This window comes from Streptosporangium sp. H16 (assembly GCF_051918855.1).
GTDB lineage: Bacteria > Actinomycetota > Actinomycetes > Streptosporangiales > Streptosporangiaceae > Streptosporangium.
Genome location: NZ_JBPXMD010000021.1, coordinates 107,206 through 123,679, shown reverse-complemented (window position 1 = coordinate 123,679; position 16,474 = coordinate 107,206). Strand labels below are relative to the sequence as shown.

The following is a 16,474-nucleotide window of genomic DNA, read 5'->3' as shown; positions in this document are numbered from 1 at the left end:
CCGACAACGTCAGGAGTCACGCCGTGTGGCCAGTCGCCCTTCCACGCCTGCTGCTCATCGCCGCGCTGTCGCTGGTGGCCGTCTGGCCGCCTGCCGCGGCGGCGGCCTCGGCGCGCGTTCCGGACACCCGTCAACTGGCGGACTTCTTCGACGCCGCCATGCCGAGAGGACTGGAGGCCAACCACGTGCCGGGCGCGGTGGTCTCAGTGGTGGGCGCCGGGAAAACCCTCTTCAGCAAGGGGTACGGCCTGGCCGACCGCGAGAACGGGACGCCGTTCGACTCCGGCACCTCGTTGGTGCGGATCGCCTCGATCACCAAACTGTTCACCTGGACCGCGGTGCTGCAACAGGTGCAGCGGGGCAGGCTCGACCTGCACGCGGACGTGAACCGCTACCTCACCACATTCCGCGTCCCCGCGACGTACCCCCAGCCGATCACGCTGGCGCAGCTGATGAACCACACCGCCGGGTTCGAGGACCGCACCATCGGCGTGGGCGCGCGGCGCAAGGCCGACGTGCCGCCTCTGGGCACGTATCTCGCCGAGCACATGCCGGCGCGGATACGCCCGCCCGGAGAGGTGTCGGCCTATTCGAACTATGGCGCGGCGCTGGCCGGATACATCGTGTCGCAGGTGAGCGGGCAGCCCTACGACCGGTACGTACAGGACCACATCCTGGACCCGCTCGGCATGCGGCACAGCACGGCCTCCGAGCCGGTCCCTGCCCGCCTGGCCGCGGGCCAGGCACGTAGCTATGACTACGAAGACGGGATGTACCAGCGCAAGCCCTTCGTCTTCGACAACCTCCCGCCCGACGGATCGATCAGCGCCACCGCGAACGACATGGCCCGCTTCATGATCGCCCATCTGGAGAACGGGCCCATCCTCGACGAGCCCACCGCCCGTCTCATGCACCAGCGGTCCTTCGCCGCCGACCCCCGCATCGACGGGTACGCCCACGGGTTCAAGGAGCAGACCGTCAACGGGCATCGCGTGATCATGCACGACGGCAGCTGGGAAGGCTTCCAGAGCGCGCTACTGCTGGTGCCCGACGCCGATATCGGCCTGTTCGTCTCCACCAACGGCATGGGCGGCATCGATACCGTCACCGAGCTCATACCCGCCTTCTTCAACCGTTTCCTCCCCGGCGACCGCGCCGCGCCCTCCGCCCCTCCCGGCAAGGCGGCCACGCCCGTGGCGGGCTTCTACAAGCCGGCCCGCACCGTCGAGTCGACCATCGAGAAGGTGCTCACCCTCACCGGCTCCTCCCGGCTGCGGGTCGAGGACGGCGGGAAACTCGCCTTCAAGGGCATGACGTGGAGTCCGCTGGCGCCAGGGCTCTATCAGCAGGACGGCGGTTCCCAGCGGCTGGCGTTCGTCACGAACGGCGCCGGCGTCACGTACGCGGCCACCGACGGGCCCGCCTACGAACTCATCCCCTGGTGGGACACCCCTCCGGCCAACCTCGTCGTCGTCCTGGTGTTCGCCGTCACCGCCCTGACGGCCGTACTCGGCCTGCCGTCGGCCGCCGCGCTCCGGCGACTGCGGAGACGTCCCGTTCAAACGCCTCGCGCCTGGCGTGCCGGCCGCCTCCTCGCCGGCCTGGCCGGCGCCGTCGGGCTGGTGTTCGTCGTCATGTTCGCGCTGATGCTGACCGGCGACACGAGCATCCTGTACGGCGTGCCGGCGACCCTCCGGGTCCTGCTGCTTCTTCCCCCGCTGTTCCTCGCCCTCACCGTCGCCGCGATCGCGACCACCGTGATCGGCTGGAGACACCGGCCCATCGGCATCCTGGCCCGCGGTCACCAGGTGACCCTGCTGGCCGGAATGCTGGCCCTCGTCTGGTTCTGCCTGCACTGGAACCTGCTCGGCTGGCAGTTCGGCTGATTGTCGCCCGCTGACAGACGATCCACCGCCATGATCTTCACCCCGCCACCACGACGTTCACACCCAGCCGCCACCACACCAGCCCGTTCTAATCGAAGCGCTGCTGACCGAGACCGAGATCGAGGCGGTACGACTACCCTGAGCGTCTTGCCGACGAGCCGCCCATCCCCGTCGAAGGCCGCTTCCAGGGCGTTGGAAGCGGCCTTTGGCATTACCGGATGTCCGCCGGCCGACCGTCGAGACCCGTCGGGCCTTGTACCCCGACGTACGGGGAGTCAGCGGCGCGAGTAGGTGAGGCGCCGCAGTGCGGCCTCGGCCGGTCCTCTTCGCCCACCGGGCGCCAGCAGCGCGGCGAGCACCACGGTGGCCAGCCAGGTCACCACGGCGATGCCGGACGCCGCGGCGTCGCCTACACGCGTGCCGAGCCCTCCGACGTACGGTGCGAACACCGCTACGAAGATCACCGACTGGAGGAGGTAGCAGGTCAGCGACCATTGACCGCACGCGGCCAGAGCCCTGACGACCGGGCCGGAACGGCCGCGCCGCATCCGGCCGGCGGCGAGTCCGATGATGGCCGCGTACGCGAGCCCGCCGGCGATGCCGGTCACGCTGTGCAGTGCGTACGCCGACACGGCCACCATGTCGGATGGCGTCCAGACGCGGGTGTCGATCAGCATCAGCGGCACTGCGCCGACGACGGCCGGTCCGGTGCCCAGGACGGCGACCCGGGAGAGCAGGTCCCGGTGCGAGATGGGGTCTTCCAGCAGGCGGCGCCTCGCCGCCCAGATCCCGAACAGGAAGGCCGGCACCACGCTGGCGGCGAAGTATGTGGGCGTCATCGCGGACCATCCGATGAGCCGCATCACGGTCGCCTCGATCGGGTCCGCCATGGCGGCGGGCGTGTCGCCCTTGGGCGCGGAGATGGTGAGCAGCCCGAAACCGAACAGGATCACGACGTGCAGCACCAGCCCTACGATGGCGGCCCGTAGCACGACCCTGTCCTCGCGCCGGATGAACCCGACGAGCACGAGCCCGACCAGCCCGTACGCCCCGAGGATGTCACCGAAGAACAGCAGCAGCGCGTGGCAGAACCCGAACGCCAGCAGCCACAGGCTCCGCCGGCGCAGCACCGTGCGCACTTGTGGCCAGCTCCTGCCGGTGGCGAGCTGCCGGTTGGCGAGCTGCACCAGGCCGTAGCCGAACAGGGCGGCGAACATGGGCAGCGCACGTCCGTCCACCAGCAGGATCTGCGTCCCGGCGACCAGTTGGTCCAGGGGGCCGCCGTCGAGCGCGTAGCCGCGGAAGCCCGCCTCGTGGCCTGACAGGTACATGTGCGCGTGCGCCAACGCGATGAGCAGCAGCATCAGCCCACGCGCGAGATCGGGCGCGAGCGCGCGCTGGGTGATCGGAGTGGCCCCGTGAACGGGAGCCGGTGGGGCGATGGACATGGTTGTCCCCTTGAAATTAGATACAGAGATGTAGCTAATGTTTGAGAGTAAGATACGCCCGTGCAGCTAAGCAAGGGGGAGCGATGGGCGATCACAACGCCCGGACGCGCCGGCGCGGAGAAGAACTGCTGAAGGCCATCCAGGACGCCGTGTTGGAAGAGGTGGTGGAGGTCGGTGCGGGGCGGCTGACCATGGACGGCATCGCCCGGCGCGCGGCCACGCCCCGCACGACCCTGTATCGCCGCTGGTCGGACCCGCTGGAGGTGCTCCTCGACGCGCTCTACCACCAGCACCCGGTCGAGGAGCCGACGGCGGGGGCCGACGACCTGCGCGGTGACCTCATCCGCGCCCTGCGCCTCATGGTGGACTGGGCCCTCAGCCCGGCGGGCCGCGCTGTCGCGGCCATCCTCACCGACCCGAAAAGCGCCGCACTGATGTCCGAGGCCCTGTTCGAGCGGGTCTTCGCCAACCGGGGCGGCACGTTCACCCGCACCGTGCTGCAGCACTACGCCGACCGGGGCCACTTCCCGGCTGAGCTGCTCACCCCGGTCGTGGCCGACATCGGCGAGGCCCTCGTCACCAAGCGCCTGATCGACGGGGCACCGCCCGGCGACGAGGACCTCGCGGCGATAGTCGACCAGGCGATCCTGCCCGCGATCGGGATCCCCACCGGCGGCCGGTCCGGCCCCGGTGGAGGATCGCGTTGACGATCTCCCGCATCCCGTAGCCGGCCGCGTGACGACGGGCGCGGACGATCGTGAACGTCGACGGACGTGTCCGCCGCCGAAGGGGCCCGGTGGTGGCCGGGACCCTGGTCGTGCGGCGCGCTTCTCATGCGGTCAGCGCGTCACCGATCCGCTTGCCGGCGATCTCTTTCTGTCCGGCGAGGTCGAAGGGCCAGGAGCCGGCCTCACCGGGGCGGAAGGGAGGATCGCTCAGTTCGATGCCCGCCAGGAGCGCGGGTCGTCGAGGGTGTTCCTCGGAGTCCCCTCGTTCGATCAAATCGGAGCTCGAACGGGCGGTGAGCTCTGATCACGAGTCGACGCCTGGAGGCTCCTCGTGCGGCAGGCTGGACGCGGTCATGTGCTCGGTCAGACAGCCCCTGACCAGGCTTTGCGGGCGAGCAGGTGAACCTCCTGGAACTGCCGTCGGTCGGTGGGCTGAGGCTCGCGAACCATCCGGGCCACCTCGGACAACCCGGACTCGCGCAGCATCGCGGCGAGGTGATCAGGCCACCACCGATAGGCCGGCGCGACTGTGTGATCGAAGACCTGCGTCGGGTGAGACGGATCATCGCTTGCCGAGAAGCCGACCAGAAGGTGTCCGCCAGGTGCCAGCACACGATGGAACTCCGCCAGGATGACGGGGATTTCCCGCGGCGGAGTGTGGATGATGGACCACCGTGAGAGCACGCCGCCCAGCACGCCGTCAGCGATGTTCAACGCGGTCATCGAGCCCACGTCGAACCGCAGGCCCGGATAGGCCTGTCGAGCCAGCTCGATCATCGCGGGAGAGGCATCGACGCCGAACGCCGCCAGCCCCAGCTCTTCAAGATGAGCGGTGACATGGCCAGGCCCACACCCCAGGTCCGCGACCTGACCGTCACCACCCGCACGTACGACCTCGGCGAAGGCGCCCAAGATCGCGCGGTCCAGGGGACTGTCACGCAGCGTGTCGCGGAACAGCTGCGCATAGGTGAGGGCAACAGCGTCGTAAGCCTCGCGGGTGGTACTGAGGACATCGTGTTCGGCCATGCTCGCGACGATAGTTCCCGGCCTCGAGACGAGCAGAGAGAATCACGATCTTCCTTCCCGCCCGTTCGCCGGCTCAGGGAGGCCTGAGGCAAGTGAGGTAGGGCGTACCTGCGTCACCGGTATTCAGGGGGGCTCCAGGCATGTCAGCGCGGCAGCCGACAGTCTGGAAACGCCCGAAACACTGGACCTCCCGACCCGAGGGCACCCCGGCTCGAAACATCCAGGAAGAAGGTCAACAACTGGTGCGGAGAATTCGTCGTGACACGGTCAGGTGGCGTCATCCAGCTGCTCGGCCAGCCGCTCCAGGCCACCTTTGATGAGCTTCCCGTACTCGTCGTCGCCCAGTGCGCCGATCCCGGCTCGCGCCTGCTGGAGGTGCTCGCGGGCGCGGCCGAGGTCGCCCAGCTTGCGATAGCAGTCGCTCAGATTGAGGTGCAACGACGGATACAGGCCGGCCACCGAAAGCGGCACCCCTGCCTGCGCCACCTGCTCGTCGGTGACCAGATCGGCGGCGGCGAGCGCCCGCAGATCCCACATCAGCTCCTGGTGCACGTCGTCCTGCACGTCGGCCATCGAATGGGCAAGGACGCAAACATGCAGTGGGTCGCCTTGCTCGCCGCCGATGTCGTCCCAGATCTGCGCGAACAAGTCGCGAGCGGCTTCACGCTGACCTCGGTGGTGATGCAGCTCCACCCCCTGGCCGATCCGGGCCATCGTCGGGTCGGCGGTCATCGGCGGCTCCTTCACCGTCGCGGGCGATCGCGGTCAGCGTACTTGCTTCACGTGACTCAAGGATCTTCAAGCTTCTGACCATCCAGTTCGCTTGACAACCCCACACCAGCGGAAACGCGGTATGGGGGCTCTTCTCGCACGCTCGGCTGTTCATGGTCGTCAACGGCGCTCTACGGTTGCTCGCGTCGTATGCGTGTCGTCGTTGGAGCAAGGTCGTACGGCCCCGAGCCCCCCTGAACGGCTTGGTGGTGCTGTCCGGTGTACGGGACTCGTCGCACGGGCCTGACGGACATCCCGATCACGGAACTAGCCGCTCAAGCGCCGGCGCAGCAAGCAGAACTCGTTGCCCTCCGGGTCGGCCAGGACGTGCCAGGACTCCTCGCCCGTCTGCCCGACATCGGCGTGCCGGGCGCCGATGCTCAGCAGGCGGTCGAGCTCGGCGGCCTGATCGTGATCGGTTGGATTCACATCGATGTGCAGCGGAAGCCGACCCGCCTTGGGGGTATCGGTCGGGTTGAACACGATGGTCGGCTGTAGGCCGCCGAAGCCCTCCTTCGGGCCGATCTCAACGCTCCCGTCGACACGATCGAGCACCACGTAGCCGAGCACCTCGCACCAGAACGCCGCAAGACGCTCTGGTTCACGGCTGTCGAGCACCAACTCGCTGATCCGGCACGCCATGCGGTCACCGATACCCGCCGTGGCTCCGGCCATGCACGCGTCGAGTCGACAGCCGGCACCCCCGACCGCCATGAGGGCCCACCTCGGCCTGGTCACTCCTTTCCCGCCATCCGGCGTGCCGCCGGCACAGCCGGGCCACATCGTGGAGCCGTTTACCGGGCGAGGCAAGGTCCCGGTCGATGATCGCAACCGGCCGCGGCCCCTGCCCGAGGTCGCGATGGCGGTCTCGCGCGAGGCCCGCCGTACCGGGTGCGGCGCTCGCCAACGTGGACGGCATCAAAATAGACTTTCCGTGCTTTCTGCATAGTGCTTTCCGCATGAAGGAGAAACATGGCGGCCGAGGGCTGGGAATCGATCGACTCCGCCGACGAGTTGCGGGAGCTGCTCGGCACCCCCAAACCGGCCGCGATCGCCAAGGAGCGGAAGACCCTGCACGAGCTGGACCGGGCCTGGCTGGCCGCCTCGCCGTTCTGCCTCGTCGCGACCTCGGACACCGACGGCGCCTGTGACGTCTCGCCCAAGGGCGACCCGCCCGGGTTCACCCTGGTCCTGGACGACTCGACGATCGCGATCCCCGAACGGCCGGGCAATCGCAGGGCGGACGGATTCCACAACATCCTGCGCAACCCGCACGTCGGTCTGATCTACTTCGTCCCCGGCCGCGGTGACACCCTGCGCGTCAACGGCAGGGCGCGCCTGGTGCGCGAGGCCCCCTTCTTCGACCGGATGGTGGTGAAGGGGCACCGGCCGCGGCTCGCGATCGTGGTCGAGATCGAGCAGGTCTTCCACCACTGCGCCAAGGCGTTCCTCCGCTCGGAGCTGTGGCGCCCGGAGAGCTGGAACCCGCAGACCCTGCCCTCGCGGGCGCGCATCGCCCAGGCGCTGGAGCGGCCTGAGGACCCGATCGAGGAGCTGGAGCGCTACTACGGCCCCTCCTACGCGGAGGGGATGTACGGCTGAGCGGGCGGGCCCGGTCCGGAACTCCACGGAGCCCGCACCGCCGCCGGCATCGGCGCCCGCATCGCCCGGCGCGTCCTGGCCCTGACCGCCGCCATTCGGCACAACCGCCACGCCGGTCGGCCCATCACCCGATCGCCGATCGCCTGCGATCACCGACTAGGCGTGCCAGAGGGCGGCGAGCTGCCGGGTGGCGAGCCGGGACGGTACGGCGCGCAGCAACGTGTCGCGAAGCCACGCGGCGACGCCGGTCTGGGAGGTCAGCCGCGACTGCCGGGACGCCGCCCGCATCATGCGGTTGGCGATGGGCCTGCGCTCGGCGTCGTAGCGCAGGAGCCGCTGGGCGACGTCCGCCGGCTCCGCGCCGGTCAGGTGGCGGGTCAGTGAGGCCGCGTCTTCGAAGGCCTGGCCGGCGCCCTGGCCGAGGTCGGGTGGCATGGCGTGCGCGGCGTCGCCGAGGAGCGCGATCCTGCCGACCGTGAACGAGGGCAGGGGTTCGGCCAGGCGAGCGATCGGGTCGACGTAGACGTCGGCGGGCGGGGTGGCCTCGATCAGTGCCGTGACGAGGGGGTGCCAGTCGGCCATCAGGGACAGCATCTGTCGGCGTGCCTCGTCCGCGCCGGGCGGCGTGCCGTGCAGGACGGAGTCGGTGAACCAGTACAGGCGGTGCTCGCCGACGGGGAACAGGCCGAACATCGCCCCGCTGCGGCGGTCGACCAGCTGGCTGGCGAGCAGGTCTGTCACCAGGCCGGGAGGGCGGGGCAGCATGCCGCGCAGGTCCATCCGGCCGGTCCGCCGTAGCCCGGGGTGGCGGGGAACGAGCTGTTCGCGCAGCTTGCTGCCGATGCCGTCGGCCGCGATCACGGCGTCCGCTCTCGCGACGGGGGTGCCGTCGCTGATCACGGTCACCCCGGTGGGGTCGGGCTCCAGCCGCTCGACCGGGGTCGCGGTTCGCACCAGGCCGGCGGGCAGCGGGGCGCGCAGCGCCCGGTGCAGTTCCGCCCGGTCGATGATGGCGGGCGTTCCGACCTCCTGCCGCGCCTGGACCGCGTCGGTGACCAGCAGCGGGCGCCCGCGCCAGTCCCGCAATCCCGCGCGGGCCGCGGGCATGACGTGCCCGCGAACGTCTTCGGCCAGCCCCAGCGCGTCCAGCGCGCGGAGCCCGTTGGGCATGACCACGATCCCGGTGCCCGCTTCCCGGAGCTCGGCACCCCGTTCGAAGAGTGTCACCTCGTGGCCCAGGCGATGCAGCCCCACTGCGGCCGCCACTCCTCCGAGCCCGGCACCGACCACCACGATCCTCATGGGACCTCCTCACCGATTCACTACGAACGTACTAGTACGGATACTGGTATAGCGTGGCCGCATGCCGCCCACCAATCCGGCCCGTCGCCGAGCCCTGGCCGACACCGCCATCGAGCTACTGGCGTCGTCGGGCGTGCACGGACTGACCCACCGCGCGGTGGAGAAGGAAGCCGGCCTTCCCCCGGGAACGGCCTCGAACTACTTCCGCAGCCGGGAAGCGCTGCTGGTGGCCGCCGCGGAGCGCATCGCCGAGCTGCATCACGCCGACACCGACCGGGCCACCGGGCAGCCCGCGACGCTGGCCGACCTGCTGACGGAATCGCTGCTCACCGCGGCGACCACCCTGCGCAACCGCTATGTGGCGATCTTCGAACTCCAGTTGGAGGCCGTGCGCCGGCCGCTGCTCGCCTCGGCGCTCGCGGGCCTGCGGGACGCGTCGGTGCGGATCACCGCCGGGCACCACGACGAACTCGGCCTCGCCATCCCACGCGAGAAGATCCCCGCGCTGATCGCGCTCTACGGGGGTGCGCTGTTCACACTGGTCACCGCGCCGCCGGGGAGCGTCAGCAGAGACGTCGTCCAGAGCATGGTTCAGGTCATCGTGCACGGCTGTGCCCCGCACGAGGAAAATCCTGAATCGGTACGGCAGGACCGCCACACCTAGCGCGGCTTCCGGGCCACGGCCCGTCATGGGCAGCCCTCTGGCGCCACCTCGTCGACCGATCCCTTCGGTACGGCACAGCGGGCCTTTCCCGAGGCAGCGCCCTGAAGGGCGCCTCCGAGGTGACCGGAATTCTCACCGCGTCGCCATGGTTTCCGTCTACTGCCGACGCCGTTGAGAAGCGGTCGGGAAGTCGTTGGAAAGAGGGGGAGATGATGTCCGCATCGCTGGAGTTCGCGATCGACACGTTCGGGGACGTCACCGTCGACGCGGACGGAAACCGGCTGTCGTACGCGCAGGTGATCCGTAACGTCGTCGAGGAGGCCGTGCTCGCCGACAGCGTGGGGATCGACGCGATCGGGATCGGGGAGCACCACCGGGACGACTTCGCCGTCTCGGCACCGGAGATCGTGCTGGCGACGATCGCCGGCCGCACCGAACGCATCCGCCTCGGCACCGCGGTGACCGTGCTCAGCTCGGACGACCCGGTGCGCGTGTTCGAGAGGTTCGCCACCCTGGACGCGGTGTCCCAGGGCCGCGCGGAGATCATTCTCGGCCGCGGCTCGTTCACGGAGTCGTTCCCGCTGTTCGGTTTCGACCTGGCGCAGTACGAGGAGCTGTTCGAGGAGAAACTCGACCTGATCTCCCACCTCCTGGAGGAGGGCCCGGTCACCTGGCAGGGCCGCCTCCGCCCCGGGCTGAAGGACCAGCACGTGTATCCGAAGACGGAGTCCGGCCGGCTGCGCACCTGGATCGGCGTCGGCGGCAGCCCCGAGTCCGTGGTGCGCGCGGCGCGCTACCGGATGCCGCTCATGCTCGCGATCATCGGCGGTTCGCCGGAGCGTTTCGCGCCGTACGTCGACCTTTACCACCGCGCTCTCGACCAGTTCGAGTTCCAGCGGTTGCCGGTCGGCGTGCACTCGCCGGGTCACATCGCCGAGACCGACCGCCAGGCCCGCGACGAACTCTGGCCGCACTATCGAGCGATGCACGACCGCATCGGCCGCGAGCGCGGCTGGGGCCCCACGACCCGCGGCCGCTTCGAGTCGGAGGCCGACGAGGGCTCGCTCTACGTCGGATCGCCCGAGACGGTGGCCACGAAGATCGCGAAAACCGTCGGTGCGCTCGGCGTCGACCGCTTCGAGCTCAAGTACAGCTCCGGGACGCTCGCGCACGAGAAGCTGATGAACACGATCCGCCTCTACGGAGAGGAGGTCGTGCCGCGGGTGAGGGAGCTGCTGGCCCAGACCCCGGCCGCGGCGCCGGCCGGATGATCGGACCGGGGAGAAAGGCGGCGACGAGGCCGCCGACCGTGATCAGGTAAGCCCCTCCCGCGCGTACGCGGCCGCCGTGTCGAGGAGGGGCGAGAGGGCGTCGCGGAGGTCTTCGACCCGGCGGTGGTGGAAGGCGGTCATCCTCGCTCCGGCCGGCCCGGCGTGGTGAGCCGGGCGGCACGGGTGGTGAGGTAGTGGTGCTCCGGAGCGCTCGTCGTGCGGCTCGCCGCCGCGCGGTAGTCGTCGACGGCCGCCCGCAGGTCACCGGCCATCTCCAGGAGGTGGGCCCGGGCCGTGTAGAAGCGGTGGTGGCCCGCCAGCCGGCCGTCGGAGGCGAGCGCCTCGAGCATGTCGAGGCCGGTCGCGGGGCCGTGCGCCATGGCGGCGGCGACGGCGCGGTTGAGCGAGACCATGGGGTTGTCGGACATGCGTTCCAGCAGGCCGTACAGCGCCAGGATCTGCGGCCAGTCGGTGTCCCCGGCCGTCGCCGCCTCGTCGTGGACCGCGGCTATCGCCGCCTGGAGCTGGTAGGGGCCGACCGTGCCCCTGGCCAGGGTGCCGGTGATGAGCGCGATCCCCTCGGCGACGGCCTCGCCGTCCCACAGGCTTCTGTCCTGGTCCGCCAGCGGGATCGGGGTGCCGTTCGCGTCGGTACGGGCGGGGCGCCGGGCGTCGGTGAGCAGCATCAGCGCGAGGAGCCCGGCCACCTCGCAGTCGTCGGGGAGCAGGCCGTGGGCCGTCCTGGCCAGCCGGATCGCCTCGCGGGCCAGCTCCACGCGCTGCAGGTCGGGACCGGCGCTGCTGGCGTAGCCCTCGTTGAAGATGAGGTAGAGCACGTGCAGCACCGAGCCGAGCCGTCGCGCCCGTTCCGGGGGAGCCGGCATGCGGAACGGGACACCGGACGCCTTGATGCGCTGCTTGGCCCGGCTGATCCGCTGCGCCATGGTCGGCTCGGGCACCAGGAAGGCCCTGGCGATCTCGGCCGTCGTCAGGCCGCCCACGGACCGCAGGGTGAGGGCGATCGCCGACGCCGGGGTGAGCGCGGGGTGGCAGCACAGGAACAGCGTGGTGAGCGTGTCGTCCCGGTCCGTCTCGTACGCGTCGTCCGCCGGCGGCGCCGTCCGCCGGTCGGGGGGCGCCTGGGTGGCCACCAGTTCCTCCCGGCGGCGCCGCGCCTGCTCGTTGCGGAGCTGCTCGGTCATCCGGCGGTACGCGACATGGATGAGCCACCCGCGCGGGTTGGCGGGGACGCCCTCCTCCGGCCACTGGGCCGTGGCGTCGATCAATGCCTCCTGGACCGCGTCCTCGGCGGCGGCGAAGTCTCCGAAGCGCCGGGTGAGCACGCCGACGACCTGCGGCACCAGCTGGCGCAGCAGGTCGTCGGCGGCCGGGCTATCCAGCGGTCACAGCTCCTCGGACGGGGCCGACATCACCTGGCGCAGCTCGATCGGCATGTTCAGCGGCCTGCCGCCGGGGCCGGGCGCCGCCGAGACGTGCGCGGCGAGATCGACCGCCCGCTCCGGGCTGTCGCAGTCAATGATCCAGTAGCCGACCAGGAACTCCTTCGTCTCGGGGAACGGGCCGTCCGTGACGACGGCGGCACCGCCCTCACCGGCCCGTACGATCCTGGCCTGGTCCGGAGCCGCCAGCCCCTGGGCGTCCACGAACTCCCCGGCGTCGACGAGCTTCCTGTTCGTGTCGTGCATGAACTGGATGTGAGCCTGGACGTCCTCGACGGGCCAGGTGTGGATCGGCGGCACCTCGTCCTGCGTCTGCCCGCCGAACTGCATCAACATCATGTACTTCATGTCTTCGCTCCTCATGTTCGAGCGCCCTCGTCGAGGCTCTCACCCACAGGTAGAAGCAGGCGACCGCGTTCTCGACATTCTGCCGGGCATCCGGCGAAAAAAGAGTCCGGTCACGAAGCCGGAACGCGAAGTGCCAGGATGGCCATGTCGTCGGTCATGTGTCCTCGGCTGTGAGCGATCGTGGCGTCCCCGATCCGCCGCACGATGTCGCCGGCGTCGAGATCCCGGCACTCGGCCAGCAGGGTGATCAGGCGTTCGTCGCCGAACAGGTCCTGCTGTCTCGGCGGATGCGCCTCGGTGACGCCGTCGCTGTACAGCACCAGCGTGTCGCCGGGCCTCAGATCGAAACGGATGTTCCCGAGCCTCGTCTCCTCCATGATGCCCAGCACGACGCCGGGCGTTCTCAGGGACTCCACGCTTCCGTCGGCCCGTCGCAGCAGGGCGGAGGGGTGCCCGGCCGTGGACAGCATTCCCGTGAAACCGTCCCCGTCCGGGCGGAAGATCGCGCACACCACCGTCAGGAACCGCCCGTCCCTGATCCGCTGTGCCAGCAGAGCCCGGTTCAGCTGCTCCAGCACCCTGCTGGGCGAGACGTGGCGGGGCGCGTCGGCCCGCAGCGTGTACCGGGCCAGGGCGGTGATCTGCGCGGCCTCCACTCCGTGCCCGCACACGTCGCCCAGGACCGCGCACCAGCGCGAACCGCTCGCCAGGAACAGGTCGTAGAAGTCACCGGTGACGTCCACCTCGCCCGTGGCCGGGATGTAGGTGGCGGCGGCCTGCAGGCCGGGAACCGTCGGCATCATCGGCGGCAGCAGGCTGTCCTGAAGGGTCCTGACCAGTCTCTCGGACACCTTGTTCGCGGCCTGCAGCTCCAGCACGTGCCGCTCGGAACCGGCCAGCGAGGCCCGGAGCCGGATCTCACCCGACACGGCGCGCGCCAGGATGGCCAGCGTCTGCGCGTCGGCGTCGGACCACGCGCGCGACACCGAGTCCACCACGCAGAGCCCGCCCAGGACCTCGCCGTCCGGGCCGTGGATGGGATACCCGGCCCACGCGCCGATCCCCAGCCGCTCCACCGCCGGCAGGTCGCGCACGCGGGGGTCGGTGGCGGCGTCGCCCACGAGCAGCGGCTCGTTCGTGGCGACCAGGATGTGGCAGGGGCTGTCGGCCACCGCGTTCTGCCGCTCGGACATGGACGGCTCGCCCATTCCGATCGCGCTCTTCCAGAACGACCGCCGGTCGTCGACCAGGGTCACGAACGCCCGCCGCGTTCCGGTCACCCGCGCGGCCAGCCGGGCGAGGTCGTCGAACGACGGCTCGGGTTCTGAGTCGAGCAGGCCGGTGGCCCACACCGCCGACAGGCGTTTGGGCTCGAACACCGCCGCCGGGATCTCAACGCCCATGTGCGCGACTGCCTTCTTCCGGGTACGTCATCCACGATCACGCCGCTCATACCCGGAGCCACCGGAATCAGCCCGGGGCAGACGATTGTGCCTCATAGAGCAGTACAAACCACTACAGATCAAACTCTAGGCCAGCGTCCCTGAGACAGCGCTCCCCACCCCGTCCCGAGCCACACGGTCTGTCCCGGGCCACGTGACTCCGCCGGGACGCACGGTCCCGCCGTGGATCACGTGGTCGCGCCGTGGACGCTCATCGCGGCACGGATCATCGGGCTCCGCCGGGGGCTCTCACCGTCGCGGCGTGGCGGGCCGGGCGTGATCACAGGCCCATCTCGCGGGTCAGCAGCAGGTGCGCCTGTTCGATGTCCTCGGAGGTGTAGCCGGGAACGCTCCGGTCAAGCTGCTGGAGAAGAGCCATCAGGGCCTGTTTCTGTGCCATGTGCTGGACGGGAAGCTGGTCGAGATCCACGCTCAGGAGCCAGTCGAACAGCACCACCGCGTCGGCGGTCCACAGGCTCAGCGCGGTCATGTCCGAGGCTGCCATCCTCAGGCCGGGCGTTCCGCTCATGCGAGCAACTTACCCCTATGCATATATGCGAAATAACCCACTTTGTCATCCGGATGCAGCGATCTTATGGCGCGGCCGAAACAGGGGCCGACCAGTGGTCGAAAACAGTCGAAAATCGATGGAAAGGGATGATGAATGCCATTCACGTGTCGATGCGGGACGGTCGGTGACCGGGCCGTCCCGTGGCTCGGGGACGGGTTGGCCGGGGCGCTGCAGAGGCGCTGCAGAGGCGCTGCCGGGACACTGCCGGGACACTGCCGGGGCGCCGCCTGGGCACTGCCGGCCGGGGCGAGGCGCGCGTGGCGGGGCGGCCGGGGCGCGTGACAGGGGGTGCGGGGGGCACCCTCACCTGTCGAGCGCGGCCCACAGGGTGTCGAACTCCTCGGAGGTCAGGGCGTTCAGGCCGAAGTCGCCGGGGTAGATCGGGCCCTCGGCCAGGAAGCCGTGCTCGTCCTCGATGTGGCGCCACGAGTATCTGCGGGCGAGGCCGTCCGAACCCAGTTCGGCGTGCCTCACGGGCCAGTACTCCCCGCCGCTGTCGAGGACGGTCTCGAACAACCACACGTGGCCGTCGCCGTCCACTCCGTGCCAGTACAGGTGCGGCCGGTCGCTCTCGTCGAGCGCCCGGATCGTGTCCCTGCGACGATCCTGCAGCATCATGCTCCTTGGTGTTCGGCAAAAGGCTCGGCGTTCCTCAAAAGGCATGCTGCCGCCAAAAAAGGCTAAAAGGCGCATAACCTGCCTTTTGCTGTGGTGTGTGTTCTCGGTACCGCTCCAGGCGGAGATCGACGGCCGTACGGGGACCTGGGCGCCTCCGGTGGCGGACTGTGGCGGACAGCGGCGGCCAGGCTCGTCGCGGCGGGCGGGCACGTGGTCTCCGCCGATCGTTTCATTGATGACCCGTGGTGCGGGCGACCGCCGCCCGGGGCGCCGGCCACCCCTCGGCGGGTATCCGGCTCCGGACGGCCGCCGCGTACGTCCGCCACGGGCCCGTACTTCCTGGCGACCGGGAAGGGGGGCCGCTTCTCCTCATCCCGGACGGGGCCTGTCGCGGGGCCCGGGGCGAGGGACGGCGCGAGGGGCGGCGCGAGGAGGGGCGGCGCGGGGGCCGGCGGAGGTCTGGCGCGGGGGGACGGCGCGGGCGCTTCGAGGGGGGACGTGTGGTGGTCCGGGTGGACCTCAATTGATTTCGCATCCCGCTGCGGAGCCGTGTATGGTTACACCTGTCCGCAAGCGAGAGCGACACGGACAGGCCCCTTTAGCTCAGTCGGCAGAGCGTCTCCATGGTAAGGAGAAGGTCTACGGTTCGATTCCGTAAAGGGGCTCGACAGCCTAAAGGCCCTAACCTCCTGGTTAGGGCTTTCGGCTTGGTTGGCCTTGAAGGCGGGTAAAGGCGGGCCAGAAAATACTCAAGGTTCCTGACGCGCGAGCGGGCATACTGGGGCGACCCAGAAGAGATCGCCCTGACCTGCACAAGTACGCAGGCACTCTGCGGGTCGGGTATCCTTGCGGGGTCGGTCGATTTCGTCGGCCTCAAGGCGGAGTAGCTCAGCCAGGCAGAGCAAACGGCTCATAATCGTTGTGTCGCCGGTTCAAGTCCGGCCTCCGCTACTACCCATCCGGGGCTTCTCCCACCAGAGAGGTCCTGTCGTGGGTTGTCCACTGTCCAGAACGTAGAAAGGCACTCCCAAGTGGCTGCCACCGACGTTAGGCCGAAGATCACGCTGGCCTGCCAGGAGTGCAAGCACCGCAACTACATCACGCGGAAGAACCGGCGCAACGACCCGGATCGGCTTGAGCTGAAGAAGTACTGCCCGAACTGCAAGACGCACCAGGCGCACCGCGAGACTCGTTAGTCTGCGCGAAGCCTTCCGCCGCGGCGGGAGATGAGTGCTTCGGCACGCACACACTCCACGAGAACCGGCGTCCTCAGACGAGGCGCCGGTTTGTCGTATCCGTACAGTTTTCTGGCACGAGCGTTGACCACGGAAGAGATC

The 16,474-nt window shown here is 69.8% G+C and carries 16 protein-coding genes, 2 tRNA genes and 1 pseudogene; 9 read left to right on the top strand and 10 right to left on the bottom strand.

Annotation, left to right across the window (positions count from 1 at the left end):
- The first annotated feature begins 23 nt into the window (after positions 1-23).
- Entirely contained in the window at positions 24-1,886 is a 1,863-nt protein-coding gene (locus tag ACTOQ2_RS30070) for a serine hydrolase domain-containing protein (RefSeq protein WP_440104118.1), read from the top strand.
- Positions 1,887-2,161: 275 nt separating this feature from the next.
- On the opposite strand, the gene ACTOQ2_RS30065 is transcribed toward ACTOQ2_RS30070, so the two are convergent.
- Entirely contained in the window at positions 2,162-3,334 is a 1,173-nt protein-coding gene (locus tag ACTOQ2_RS30065; protein ID WP_440104116.1) for a DUF418 domain-containing protein, read from the bottom strand.
- An 83-nt stretch (positions 3,335-3,417) separates the two neighbouring features.
- Between ACTOQ2_RS30065 and ACTOQ2_RS30060 the strand changes: the two genes are divergently transcribed.
- A complete protein-coding gene (locus tag ACTOQ2_RS30060; RefSeq protein WP_440104114.1) occupies positions 3,418-4,041 on the top strand; it encodes a TetR/AcrR family transcriptional regulator in 624 nt (207 codons plus the stop codon).
- 384 nt (positions 4,042-4,425) lie between these two features.
- Here ACTOQ2_RS30060 and ACTOQ2_RS30055 read toward each other — a convergent pair whose 3' ends face one another.
- The 3 genes from ACTOQ2_RS30055 to ACTOQ2_RS30045 form a co-directional block, all read right to left on the bottom strand.
- Positions 4,426-5,088 carry a class I SAM-dependent methyltransferase gene (locus ACTOQ2_RS30055; protein WP_440104113.1) on the bottom strand — a complete coding sequence of 221 codons (663 nt, stop codon included), beginning with the start codon at positions 5,086-5,088 and terminating at the stop codon, positions 4,426-4,428.
- Between the two features lie 267 nt (positions 5,089-5,355).
- Positions 5,356-5,820: a hypothetical protein gene (locus ACTOQ2_RS30050; RefSeq protein WP_440104111.1), complete on the bottom strand. Its 465-nt coding sequence runs from the start codon at positions 5,818-5,820 to the stop codon at positions 5,356-5,358.
- Positions 5,821-6,126: 306 nt separating this feature from the next.
- Complete coding sequence (locus ACTOQ2_RS30045) at positions 6,127-6,501, bottom strand: VOC family protein (protein WP_440104205.1); 375 nt, start codon at positions 6,499-6,501, stop codon at positions 6,127-6,129.
- 330 nt (positions 6,502-6,831) lie between these two features.
- On the opposite strand from ACTOQ2_RS30045, the gene ACTOQ2_RS30040 reads away from it, so the two are divergent.
- Positions 6,832-7,461, top strand: coding sequence for a pyridoxamine 5'-phosphate oxidase family protein (locus tag ACTOQ2_RS30040; RefSeq protein WP_440104109.1), 630 nt, complete (start codon positions 6,832-6,834; stop codon positions 7,459-7,461).
- A gap of 18 nt (positions 7,462-7,479) precedes the next feature.
- A pseudogene (locus tag ACTOQ2_RS30035) lies at positions 7,480-7,614 on the top strand (IS982 family transposase); the annotation flags it as partial.
- 3 nt (positions 7,615-7,617) lie between these two features.
- On the opposite strand, the gene ACTOQ2_RS30030 reads toward ACTOQ2_RS30035, so the two are convergent.
- Entirely contained in the window at positions 7,618-8,763 is a 1,146-nt protein-coding gene (locus ACTOQ2_RS30030) for an FAD-dependent monooxygenase (RefSeq protein ID WP_440104107.1), read from the bottom strand.
- A gap of 61 nt (positions 8,764-8,824) precedes the next feature.
- On the opposite strand from ACTOQ2_RS30030, the gene ACTOQ2_RS30025 reads away from it, so the two are divergent.
- Both ACTOQ2_RS30025 and ACTOQ2_RS30020 read left to right on the top strand, forming a co-directional pair.
- A complete protein-coding gene (locus ACTOQ2_RS30025) occupies positions 8,825-9,427 on the top strand; it encodes a TetR/AcrR family transcriptional regulator (RefSeq protein ID WP_440104105.1) in 603 nt (200 codons plus the stop codon).
- Between the two features lie 209 nt (positions 9,428-9,636).
- Positions 9,637-10,698 carry an LLM class flavin-dependent oxidoreductase gene (locus tag ACTOQ2_RS30020; protein ID WP_440070548.1) on the top strand — a complete coding sequence of 354 codons (1,062 nt, stop codon included), beginning with the start codon at positions 9,637-9,639 and terminating at the stop codon, positions 10,696-10,698.
- Between the two features lie 137 nt (positions 10,699-10,835).
- On the opposite strand, the gene ACTOQ2_RS30015 is transcribed toward ACTOQ2_RS30020, so the two are convergent.
- The 5 genes from ACTOQ2_RS30015 to ACTOQ2_RS29995 all read right to left on the bottom strand — a co-directional run bounded on the left by ACTOQ2_RS30015 (position 10,836) and on the right by ACTOQ2_RS29995 (position 15,134).
- On the bottom strand, positions 10,836-12,074 hold the full coding sequence (locus ACTOQ2_RS30015) for an RNA polymerase sigma factor (protein ID WP_440104204.1): 1,239 nt from the start codon (positions 12,072-12,074) through the stop codon (positions 10,836-10,838).
- Positions 12,075-12,101: 27 nt separating this feature from the next.
- The gene (locus ACTOQ2_RS30010; RefSeq protein ID WP_440104103.1) at positions 12,102-12,506 is read right to left on the bottom strand and encodes a YciI family protein; all 405 of its coding nucleotides are present in this window, start codon (positions 12,504-12,506) and stop codon (positions 12,102-12,104) included.
- 110 nt (positions 12,507-12,616) lie between these two features.
- Positions 12,617-13,909, bottom strand: a complete 1,293-nt coding sequence (locus ACTOQ2_RS30005) for a PP2C family protein-serine/threonine phosphatase (RefSeq protein ID WP_440104101.1) — start codon at positions 13,907-13,909, stop codon at positions 12,617-12,619.
- A 319-nt stretch (positions 13,910-14,228) separates the two neighbouring features.
- A complete protein-coding gene (locus ACTOQ2_RS30000; RefSeq protein ID WP_440070545.1) occupies positions 14,229-14,477 on the bottom strand; it encodes a hypothetical protein in 249 nt (82 codons plus the stop codon).
- Between the two features lie 345 nt (positions 14,478-14,822).
- Positions 14,823-15,134, bottom strand: coding sequence for a hypothetical protein (locus tag ACTOQ2_RS29995; RefSeq protein WP_440104100.1), 312 nt, complete (start codon positions 15,132-15,134; stop codon positions 14,823-14,825).
- 595 nt (positions 15,135-15,729) lie between these two features.
- On the opposite strand from ACTOQ2_RS29995, the gene ACTOQ2_RS29990 reads away from it, so the two are divergent.
- The 3 genes from ACTOQ2_RS29990 to rpmG all read left to right on the top strand — a co-directional run bounded on the left by ACTOQ2_RS29990 (position 15,730) and on the right by rpmG (position 16,333).
- A tRNA-Thr gene (locus tag ACTOQ2_RS29990) sits at positions 15,730-15,802 on the top strand.
- Positions 15,803-16,014: 212 nt separating this feature from the next.
- Positions 16,015-16,088 (top strand) — tRNA-Met (locus ACTOQ2_RS29985).
- Between the two features lie 80 nt (positions 16,089-16,168).
- Entirely contained in the window at positions 16,169-16,333 is a 165-nt protein-coding gene (rpmG, locus tag ACTOQ2_RS29980) for a 50S ribosomal protein L33 (protein ID WP_030921771.1), read from the top strand.
- Positions 16,334-16,474: the final 141 nt, after the last annotated feature.